This is a genomic window from Burkholderia sp. KCJ3K979 (assembly GCF_016759955.1).
GTDB classification, from domain to species: Bacteria; Pseudomonadota; Gammaproteobacteria; order Burkholderiales; family Burkholderiaceae; genus Burkholderia; species Burkholderia orbicola.
Genome location: NZ_JACFYV010000249.1, coordinates 1 through 9049 on the forward strand (window position 1 = coordinate 1; position 9049 = coordinate 9049).

Genomic DNA, 9049 nt, shown 5'->3' on the forward strand with positions numbered 1-9049 from the left:
AATGCGCCGCCATGACGAGGCAGACGGCAGCCGGGCAACGTGTCCGGCCGGAGGGAGAACGGGATGAAAGCAAAGGTAGTGGGCCGGTTCGCAGCGCTCGCGCTGTGCGTGGGTGCGTCGGCGGCGGCGGCGAAGGATACGCAGCTCAATATCTATAACTGGTCGGACTACATTGCGAAGGACACGATCCCGAACTTCGAGAAGCAGGCGGGCGTCAAGGTCCGCTACGACAACTACGACAGCGACGACACGCTGCAGGCGAAGCTGCTGACGGGCAGCTCGGGCTACGACATCGTCGTGCCGACCAGCAACTACGCGGGCAAGCAGATCGCCGCCGGCATCTTCGCGCCGCTCGACAAGTCGAAGCTGCCGAACCTCAAGTATCTCGATCCGCAACTGATGGCGCTCGTCGCCGGCGCGGACCCGGGCAACAAGTACTCGGTGCCCTGGGCGTACGGCACGACCGGCCTCGCGTACAACCTGACGAAGGCGCAGCAGGCGCTCGGCAAGGTGCCGCTCGACAACTGGGACATCCTGTTCAAGCCGGAAAACCTCGCGAAGCTGAAGACCTGCGGCGTGTCGGTGCTCGACGCGCCCGACCAGATGTTCGCGGCGGCGCTGCACTACATCGGCAAGGACCCGATGAGCACGAACCCGGCCGACTACAAGGCCGCGATGGACGTGCTGAAGAAGATCCGTCCATACATCACGCAATTCAACTCGTCGGGCTACATCAACGACCTGGTCGGCGGCGACATCTGCTTCGCGTTCGGCTGGTCGGGCGACGTCGTGATCGCGAAGCATCGCGCGATCGAGGCGAAGAAGCCGTACAAGATCGAGTACTACATTCCGAAGGGCGGCGCGCCGGTGTGGTTCGACGTGATGGCGATCCCGAAGGATGCGAAGAACAAGGAAGCCGCGCTGCAGTGGATCAACTACATCGAGGATCCGAAGGTGCACGCGGCGATCACCAACGCGGTGTACTACCCGAGCGCCAACGCCGAGGCACGCAAGTACGTGCGGCCCGACGTCGCGAACGATCCGGCCGTCTACCCGCCGGCCGACGTCGTGAAGACGCTGTTCCTGCTCAAGCCGCTGCCGCCCGAAATCCAGCGTCTGCAGACGCGTCTGTGGACCGAGCTGAAGTCGGGCCGCTGACGCGAGCCGAAGTGAATCAGCAGTCATGAAGCCCCTGGTGCCCCCGGGGGCTTTGTTCGTCTAACGCAGGAGAGAAGCAGCACATCATGAATAGCCAGTCGGGCGCGCCGGTCGCGGGCGCGCCGTTCTCCGTTTCCTCCTCCGGCGCCGATGCGCGCGCCGAGAACTTTGTCCAGATCGTCGACGTCGTCAAGAAATTCGGCGACACCGAAGCCGTGCGCAGCGTCAACCTGACCGTGCGCCAGGGCGAGCTGTTCGCGCTGCTTGGCAGCTCGGGCTGCGGCAAGTCGACGTTGCTGCGGATGCTCGCGGGCCTCGAGACGGTCACGTCGGGCAAGATCCTGATCGACGGCGAGGACCTCGCGCAGATGCCGCCGTACAAGCGGCCCGTGAACATGATGTTCCAGTCGTATGCGCTGTTCCCGCACATGTCGGTCGAGTCGAACGTCGCGTTCGGGCTGAAGCAGGAAGGCACGCCGAAGGCCGAGCTGAAGGCGCGCGTCGCATCCGCGCTCGAACTCGTGCAGATGGGCAAGTACGCGAAGCGCAAGCCGCATCAACTCTCCGGCGGCCAGCAGCAGCGTGTTGCGTTGGCCCGCTCGCTGGTCAAGCGCCCGAAGCTGCTGCTGCTCGACGAGCCGATGTCCGCGCTCGACAAGCAGATTCGCCAGCGCACGCAGATCGAGCTCGTCAACATCCTGAACAAGGTCGGCGTCACCTGCATCATGGTCACGCACGACCAGGAAGAGGCGATGACGATGGCGAACCGCCTGGCGGTGATGAGCGAAGGCCAGATCGTGCAGATCGGCTCGCCGAACGAAGTGTACGAATACCCGAACAGCCGCTTCTCGGCCGAATTCATCGGCTCGACGAACCTGTTCGACGGCGTGACGGTCGAGGACGAGCCCGATCACGTGTACATCGAATCGCCGGAACTGCCGAGCCGGCTGTACGTGAGCCACGGGATCTCGGGCCCGCTCGGGATGCCGGTTACCGTGTCGGTGCGCCCCGAGCGGATCGCGCTCACGCGCAAGCCGCCCGAAGGCGCGTTCAACTGGGCGCGCGGCCGGATCAGCAACGTCGCGTACATGGGCGGCTATTCGCTGTATCACGTGAGGCTCGACGGCGGCAAGACGGTGATCGCGAACGTGTCGAGCCTCGCGATTTCCGAACTCGACACGCCGGCGCTCGGCGACGAGATCTACGTGCGCTGGAGCGCGACCGCCGGCGTGGTGCTGACGTCATGAACGCGTTCAAGTCCCTGCTCGAGTGGCCGGTGCGGCGCTTCAACCTGACGGGCGCCACGGCGGTCGTGGCCGGGCCGTTCACGTGGCTCGTGCTGTTCTTCCTCGTGCCGTTCGTGCTGGTCGTGAAGATCAGCTTCGCGGAGCTGCAGCTCGGTATCCCGCCGTATACGGAGCTCGCGTCGTACGCGGACGGCGTCGTGCACATCGCGCTGAACCTGTCGCACTACGCGTTCCTGTTCACGGACAGCCTGTATTTCGCGACCTACGTAAACTCGGTGTGGGTCGCCGCGATCACGACGTTGCTGTGCTTGCTGCTCGGCTACCCGATGGCGTACTACATCGCACGCTCGAACCCGGCCACCCGCAACCTGCTGATGATGGGCGTGATGCTGCCGTTCTGGACGTCGTTCCTGATCCGCGTATATGCGTGGATCGGCATCCTGAAGAACAACGGGCTCCTGAACAACTTCCTGATGTGGATCGGGCTCACGCATACGCCGATCGAGCTGTACCGCACGAATTACGCGGTGTACATCGGGATGGTGTATTCGTACCTGCCGTTCCTCGTGATGCCGCTCTATGCGCACCTCGTGAAGATGGACCTGCGCCTGCTCGAAGCCGCTTACGACCTCGGCGCGAAGCCGTGGAAGGCGTTCGTGCAGATCACGCTGCCGCTGTCGAAGAACGGCATCATCGCGGGTAGCCTGCTGGTGTTCATCCCGGCGGTCGGCGAGTACGTGATTCCGGAGCTGCTCGGCGGCGCGAATACGCTGATGATCGGCCGCGTGATGTGGAACGAGTTCTTCAACAACGCGGACTGGCCGATGGCGTCTGCCGTGACCTGCGCGATGGTGCTGCTGCTGCTCGTGCCGATGGCGATGTTCCAGCACTTCCAGGCGAAGGAACAGGGAGGCCGTCGATGAAGCCGAATCGCTACCTGCAGTTCGCGGCGCTGTTCGTCGGCTTTGCGTTCCTGTACATCCCGATCATCAGCCTGATCGTCTATTCGTTCAACGAGTCGAAGCTCGTCACCGTGTGGTCGGGCTTCTCGTTCCGCTGGTACGCGGCGCTCGTCGAGGACGACGAGCTGCTGACGGCCGCGTGGCTGTCGCTGAAGATCGGCGTGCTGACCGCGTTCGCGTCGGTGTTCATCGGCACGTGGGCCGGCTTCGTGCTCGCGCGGATGGGGCGCTTTCGCGGCTTCGCACTGTTCAGCGGGATGATCAACGCGCCGCTCGTGATTCCCGAGGTGATCCAGGGGATCTCGCTGCTGCTGCTGTTCATCGAGCTGGCGAAGTGGATCGGCTGGCCGGCCGAGCGCGGCGTGTTCACGATCTGGCTCGGCCACGTGATGCTGTGCATCTCGTACGTCGCGATCATCGTGCAGTCGCGCGTGCGCGAGCTGAACCCGTCGCTGGAAGAAGCCGCGCTCGATCTCGGCGCGACGCCGCTGAAGGTGTTCTTCACGATCACGCTGCCGCTGATCTCGCAGGCGCTGATCGCGGGCTGGCTGCTGTCGTTCACGCTGTCGATCGACGATCTCGTGCTGTCGGCGTTCCTGTCGGGCCCCGGCTCGACGACGCTGCCGCTCGTCGTGTTCTCGCGCGTGCGCCTCGGCCTGAACCCGGAGATGAACGCGCTCGCGACGCTGTTCATCATCGCGGTGACGGCCGGCGTCGTGATCGCGAACTTCGTGATGCTGCGTCAGGAGCGCAAGCGGCTGGCGGGGTTCGCGGCCTGACACGCCGATTGCGGCCATCATGAAAAACGCCCGGTGCCGACGACGAGTCGGCCCGGGCGTTTTGTTTTGGCGGCGCGTAACGATCGCCGGCGCGTCGCCGTCGTTCATGCGCCGAACGCCGCCTTGGCCAGCAAGCCGAGCGCGACACACACGAGCACGGCCGCGAAACCGGCCTGCACATGGCGTGCGGCGAGGTGGCGCGACGCACCGCGGCCGGCGGCCATGCCGAGCGCGGTCGCGACGGTGAACCACAGCGTCACGTCGAGCGGCGCGCGCGTGCCCGACACGAGCGTTGCAAGCACGCCGCCGGTGCCGACCAGCGCGATCACCATCAGCGACGTCGCGACCACGCCATGCATCGACACGTTCGTGAACTTGCGCAGCATCGGCACGATCACGAAGCCGCCGCCGACGCCGAGCAACCCCGTCATCAAGCCCGTGACCGCGCCGGTCGACGCCAGCGCGATGCCCACGGGCCACGACCACACGAGCCGGCCCGTATCGGGATTCACGCGGCCGACGCATAGCGGCGACGCGTCCGTATCGGCCGCCTGCCGCCGCAGTGCCTGTCGCAGCAGGCGAGCGGCGACGACCAGCATCGTCAGCGCGAACAGCGTGAGCAGCAGGCGCTGCGGCAGCACGTGCGCGAGCCGCACGCCGAGCGTGGTCAGCGGCACGCCGGCCACGGCCATCAGCAGCGCCGCGCGGTAGCGCACGAGCCCGCGGCGAAAACCTTCGAGCGCGCCGAGCGCGGCGCTGCCCGCCACCGCGACGAGCGCGACCGGCGTGGCCTGCTGCATCGGCCAGCTCATCCCGACGACGAGCGCGGGCACCGCGAGAATGCCGCCGCCGGCGCCGGTCAAACCGAGCACGGCGCCGACGAAGCCGCCGAGTACGAGGGAAATCAGCATGACGTCATCGTGCTCCGGTCAACGGGCGATCGCGGGCTTCGCGAGCCATTCGCGGCCCTTGAGCATCGCCTTCCAGTAGAGCGGCGGCAGCACGCGCTCCTTGAGCAGCCACGCGAGCCGCGACGGGCGTTTGCCGTCGATGAGCCACGCGGGGAAGGTCGGCGCGACCTTGCCGCCGTACAGGAATTCGGCGAGCACGATCTTGCCGCGCTCGACGGTGAGCGGGCACGAGCCGTAGCCGTCGTAGGCGGCGTCGCCGTACGCGCGGCCGAGCGATGCGAGCAGGTTGTGCGCGACGACGGGCGCCTGCTTGCGGGCAGCCGCGGCCGTTTTCGCATTGGTCGTGTTGGTGACGTCGCCGAGCGCGTAGATGTCCTCGAACTGCTTGTGGCGCAGCGTCGCCGGATCGACGTCGATCCAGCCGGCCGCGTCGGCGAGCGGGCTCGCACGCACGAAATCGGGCGCCTTCTGCGGCGGCACGACGTGGATCATGTCGAACGACCGCTCGACGGTTTCCTTGCCGCCGTTGGGCAGCGCGTGCGAGAACGTCGCACGGCGCGCGGGCCCGTCGATCGCGACGAGGTTGTGGCCGAACGACAGCGCGATGTCGTAGCTTTCCACGTACTCCATCAGCGCGGGTACGTAATCGGCGACGCCGAACAACGCGCCGCCCGCATTCAGGAATTCGACGTTCGCGGCGTCGAGGCGCCCCGTGCGCCGCCAGTGATCGCACGACAGGTACATCGCCTTTTGCGGCGCGCCCGCGCACTTGATCGGCATCGGCGGCTGCGTGAAGAGCGCATTGCCGCCGCGGAACGCGCGCACGAGCTCCCACGTGTACGGCGCGAGATCGTAGCGATAGTTCGACGTGACGCCGTTGCGGCCGAGCGTGTCGGCGAGGCCGTCGATCGCGTGCCAGTCGAGCTTGAGCCCCGGGCACACGACGAGCTTGCGATAACCGATGCGCCGGCAGCCGTCGAGCACCACGACGTGCGCGTCGGGCTCGAAGCCCGCGACGGCGGCCCGGATGCGGTGCACGCTGCGCGGCAGCACGTCGGTCATCGGCCGCGCGGTGGTGCCGGGCTGGAACACGCCCGCGCCGACCATCGTCCAGCCGGGCTGGTAATAGTGGACGTCGGCGGGATCGATCACCGCGATGTCGAGCGACGCGTCGCGCGCGAGCAGGCTCGACGCGACCGCGATGCCGGCGGCACCCGCGCCGACGATCACGATGTCGTGTCGTGCGTCGACGGCCGGCGCCGTGTGGTGGCTGTTTTGCGTGACACGCGATGCAAGCGCGCTCAGGTCGTAGCCGGCCGCGCCGGCGGTGGCGACGAGGTCGTCCAGCGGATGCAGCCCCGCCTGCGACAGCGCCCACAGCGTGGCCGAGCGCGTGCCGCTGCGGCAGTACGCGAGCACAGGCCCGTCGAGCGACGCGACGAGCGCGCCGAACTGCGCAGCCTGGTCGTCGGTCACCTTGCCGGTATCGACCGGCAGGTAATGCACGTCGATACCGAGCGGCGCGGCGGCCGCGCGGATCTCGGTGACGGTCGGCTGGTCGGCGCCTTCGCCGTCGGGCCGGTTGGAGATGATCGCGCGGATGCCCGCCGCATGAAGCGCGGGCAGGTCGGCGGCCGCGATCTGCGGCGAGACCGACAGCGTGTCGGTCAGCTTGCGGATGGTGGTCATGTCGGGGTTCTCGGTGGGGTGCAGGCGCTCAGATCGCGTCGAGCGGAATCTTCAGGTAGCGCACGCCGTTGTCCTCGGGCTCGGGCAGGTGGCCGGCGCGCATGTTGACCTGCACGGACGGCAGCATCAGCACGGGCATGTCGAGCGTCGCGTCGCGCGCGGTGCGCATCGCGACGAAATCGTCCTCGCTCACGCCGTCCTTCACGTGCACGTTCGCGCGGCGCTGCTCGGCGACGGTCGTCACGAACTGCACGTCGCGGCCACCCGGCTGGTAGTCGTGGCACAGGTACAGTCGCGTGTCGGGCGGCAGCGCGAGCACCCGCGCGATCGAACGGTACAGCGTGCGCGCATCGCCGCCGGGGAAGTCGCAGCGGGCCGTGCCGTAGTCGGGCATGAACAGCGTGTCGCCGACGAACGCCGCGCGCTGCGTCGCGTCGTCCACGCAGTAGGTCATGCACGCGGGCGTGTGGCCCGGCGTGTGCAGCGCGCGGATCGTCAGCGCGCCGAGCGCGAGCGTGTCGCCGTCGTCGACGAGCCGGTCGAACTGGCGGCCGTCTTCCGCAAAGCCCGGCCCTGCGTTGAACAGCGTGCCGAACACGTGCTGCACGCGGCGCACGTGCGAACCGATCGCGATCTGGCCGCCGACCCGTGCTTTCAGGTAGGGCGCAGCCGACAGGTGGTCGGCATGCACATGCGTCTCCAGCAGCCAGTGCACGGTCGCGCCGAGTTCGGCGACGCGCGCGATCAGCCGGTCGGCGCTCGCGGTGCGCGTGCGGCCGGATTTCGGGTCGTAGTCGAGCACGCTGTCGATCAGCGCGCATGCGCGGCTCGCGGTATCGAGCAGCAGATAGCTGACGGTGTGGGTCGCCGGGTCGAAAAAACCTTCGACCGACAGGGCGGGGGCGTTGCTCACGGAGTGTCCTCGATCGGGTTCTGCATCTGCAATCGGGACCTTTACTTCAAGAAGCGTGCCAGTCTGCGGCGCAGCATCCGCCGATGTGGCAGGGGCTTGATTCAGCACGGGTTTTCGGGGCGTCGGCGGCCCTGATGATGTGGCGGCGACATCCGGCGGCAGACGGGGACTGCCACAGCTGGCAGTGTCGTGGCAGAATTGGCAGCCAGCCTGGCAGTCCGTCCGGGCGCCCCTTCGCCGAGCGAGCCGCCGCATGAATCCGCACGACACCATCCCGATCGTCCCTGTTCCGCGCCGCGACGCGATGCCGGACGTCCACGCACTCGTCGCGTATCTCGAGCAGGACCCGCAGCCGATGATCGTGGTCGACCCCGACTACCGCATCCTCGCGGCGAACGATGCGTACCGGCGCCAGTTCGGCGTGGCCGGCGTCGAGCACGTGGGCCGGCACTGTTTCCAGGTGTCGCATCACTACGACGTGCCGTGCGACCAGGCCGGCGAGCATTGCCCGATGAAGCAGGCGCTCGAGTCGCGCGGGCTGAACCGCGTGCTGCACATCCATCACACGCCGCGCGGCCCCGAGCATGTCGACGTCGAGCTGCGGCCGATCTTCGATGCACACGGCAACGTGATCGCGTACGTCGAGCGGCTGACGACCGTGCGCAGCGCATCGGCGCAGCCGAGCGCGGAAGGGCTCGTCGGCGGCTCCGATGCGTTCAACGCGGCGCTCGGCGCGCTGCAGCGCGTGGCGCCGTCGACGCTGCCGGTGTTGCTGCTCGGTGAATCGGGCACCGGCAAGGAGTTGTTCGCCCGCGCGCTGCACGAGGCGAGCGACCGCGCGATGGGGCCGTTCGTCGTCGTCGATTGCTCGGGGATCGCCGAGACGCTGTTCGAGAGCGAACTGTTCGGCTACGAGAAAGGCGCGTTCACGGGCGCGAACCAGCGCAAGCCGGGCCTCGTCGAAACCGCGCAGGGCGGCACGCTGTTTCTCGACGAGATCGGCGACGTGCCGCTGCCGATGCAGGTGAAGCTGCTGCGGCTGATCGAATCGGGCACGTTCCGGCGCGTCGGCGGCGTCGAAGCGCTGCGCGCCGATTTCCGGCTGGTCGCGGCCACGCACAAGCCGCTGCGCGAGATGATCGACGACGGCCGGTTCCGGCAGGATCTTTACTACCGGATAAACGCGTTTCCGATTCCGCTGCCGGCGCTGCGCGAACGGCAGGGCGACGTCGCGCTGCTGGCCGAATCGATCCTGCGGCGGATCGCAAACGCGCGCGGCAACGCGGGCGACGCGAATGCACGGCCATTCACGCTGACCGAGCGCGCGCGTGCGTGCCTCGATGCGTATGCGTGGCCCGGCAACATCCGCGAGCTGCGCAACGTGCTCGAA

At 67.7% G+C, this 9049-nt stretch carries 8 protein-coding genes; 5 read left to right on the top strand and 3 right to left on the bottom strand.

Translation table 11 applies throughout. The features are described 5' to 3' along the window. The first annotated feature begins 63 nt into the window (after positions 1-63). The 4 genes from H3O04_RS31145 to H3O04_RS31160 all read left to right on the top strand — a co-directional run bounded on the left by H3O04_RS31145 (position 64) and on the right by H3O04_RS31160 (position 4146). A complete protein-coding gene (locus H3O04_RS31145) occupies positions 64-1158 on the top strand; it encodes a polyamine ABC transporter substrate-binding protein (RefSeq protein WP_124477826.1) in 1095 nt (364 codons plus the stop codon). Between the two features lie 86 nt (positions 1159-1244). After that, positions 1245-2405, top strand: a complete 1161-nt coding sequence (locus H3O04_RS31150; protein WP_006475946.1) for an ABC transporter ATP-binding protein — start codon at positions 1245-1247, stop codon at positions 2403-2405. Next, positions 2402-3328 carry an ABC transporter permease subunit gene (locus tag H3O04_RS31155; protein ID WP_006475947.1) on the top strand — a complete coding sequence of 309 codons (927 nt, stop codon included), beginning with the start codon at positions 2402-2404 and terminating at the stop codon, positions 3326-3328. Before H3O04_RS31150 ends, H3O04_RS31155 begins: the two co-directional genes overlap by 4 nt. Next, positions 3325-4146 (top strand): ABC transporter permease subunit, encoded by an 822-nt coding sequence (locus H3O04_RS31160; RefSeq protein WP_006475948.1) that lies wholly within the window; start codon positions 3325-3327, stop codon positions 4144-4146. The genes H3O04_RS31155 and H3O04_RS31160 overlap by 4 nt, the downstream gene beginning before the upstream one ends. Before the next feature lie 104 nt (positions 4147-4250). On the opposite strand, the gene H3O04_RS31165 is transcribed toward H3O04_RS31160, so the two are convergent. From H3O04_RS31165 to H3O04_RS31175, 3 genes are read right to left on the bottom strand one after another with little or no spacing between them, the layout of a single operon-like run. Further along, positions 4251-5057: a sulfite exporter TauE/SafE family protein gene (locus H3O04_RS31165; protein WP_006475949.1), complete on the bottom strand. Its 807-nt coding sequence runs from the start codon at positions 5055-5057 to the stop codon at positions 4251-4253. An 18-nt stretch (positions 5058-5075) separates the two neighbouring features. Further along, the gene (locus tag H3O04_RS31170) at positions 5076-6746 is read right to left on the bottom strand and encodes a bifunctional protein tyrosine phosphatase family protein/NAD(P)/FAD-dependent oxidoreductase (RefSeq protein WP_202589146.1); all 1671 of its coding nucleotides are present in this window, start codon (positions 6744-6746) and stop codon (positions 5076-5078) included. 28 nt (positions 6747-6774) lie between these two features. After that, complete coding sequence (locus H3O04_RS31175; RefSeq protein WP_202589147.1) at positions 6775-7659, bottom strand: MBL fold metallo-hydrolase; 885 nt, start codon at positions 7657-7659, stop codon at positions 6775-6777. Between the two features lie 253 nt (positions 7660-7912). Here H3O04_RS31175 and H3O04_RS31180 point away from each other — a divergent pair. After that, positions 7913-9049 (top strand): sigma-54 interaction domain-containing protein (locus tag H3O04_RS31180; RefSeq protein ID WP_202589148.1); only part of this gene is annotated, 1137 nt, incomplete at its 3' end.

Coding starts and splice junctions, on each gene's coding strand:
- H3O04_RS31150 (WP_006475946.1), top strand. CDS start 1,245: ATGAATAGCCAGTCGGGCGCGCCGGTCGCGGGCGCGCCGTTCTCCGTT.
- H3O04_RS31170 (WP_202589146.1), bottom strand. CDS start 6,746: ATGACCACCATCCGCAAGCTGACCGACACGCTGTCGGTCTCGCCGCAG.
- H3O04_RS31145 (WP_124477826.1), top strand. CDS start 64: ATGAAAGCAAAGGTAGTGGGCCGGTTCGCAGCGCTCGCGCTGTGCGTG.
- H3O04_RS31160 (WP_006475948.1), top strand. CDS start 3,325: ATGAAGCCGAATCGCTACCTGCAGTTCGCGGCGCTGTTCGTCGGCTTT.
- H3O04_RS31155 (WP_006475947.1), top strand. CDS start 2,402: ATGAACGCGTTCAAGTCCCTGCTCGAGTGGCCGGTGCGGCGCTTCAAC.
- H3O04_RS31165 (WP_006475949.1), bottom strand. CDS start 5,057: ATGCTGATTTCCCTCGTACTCGGCGGCTTCGTCGGCGCCGTGCTCGGT.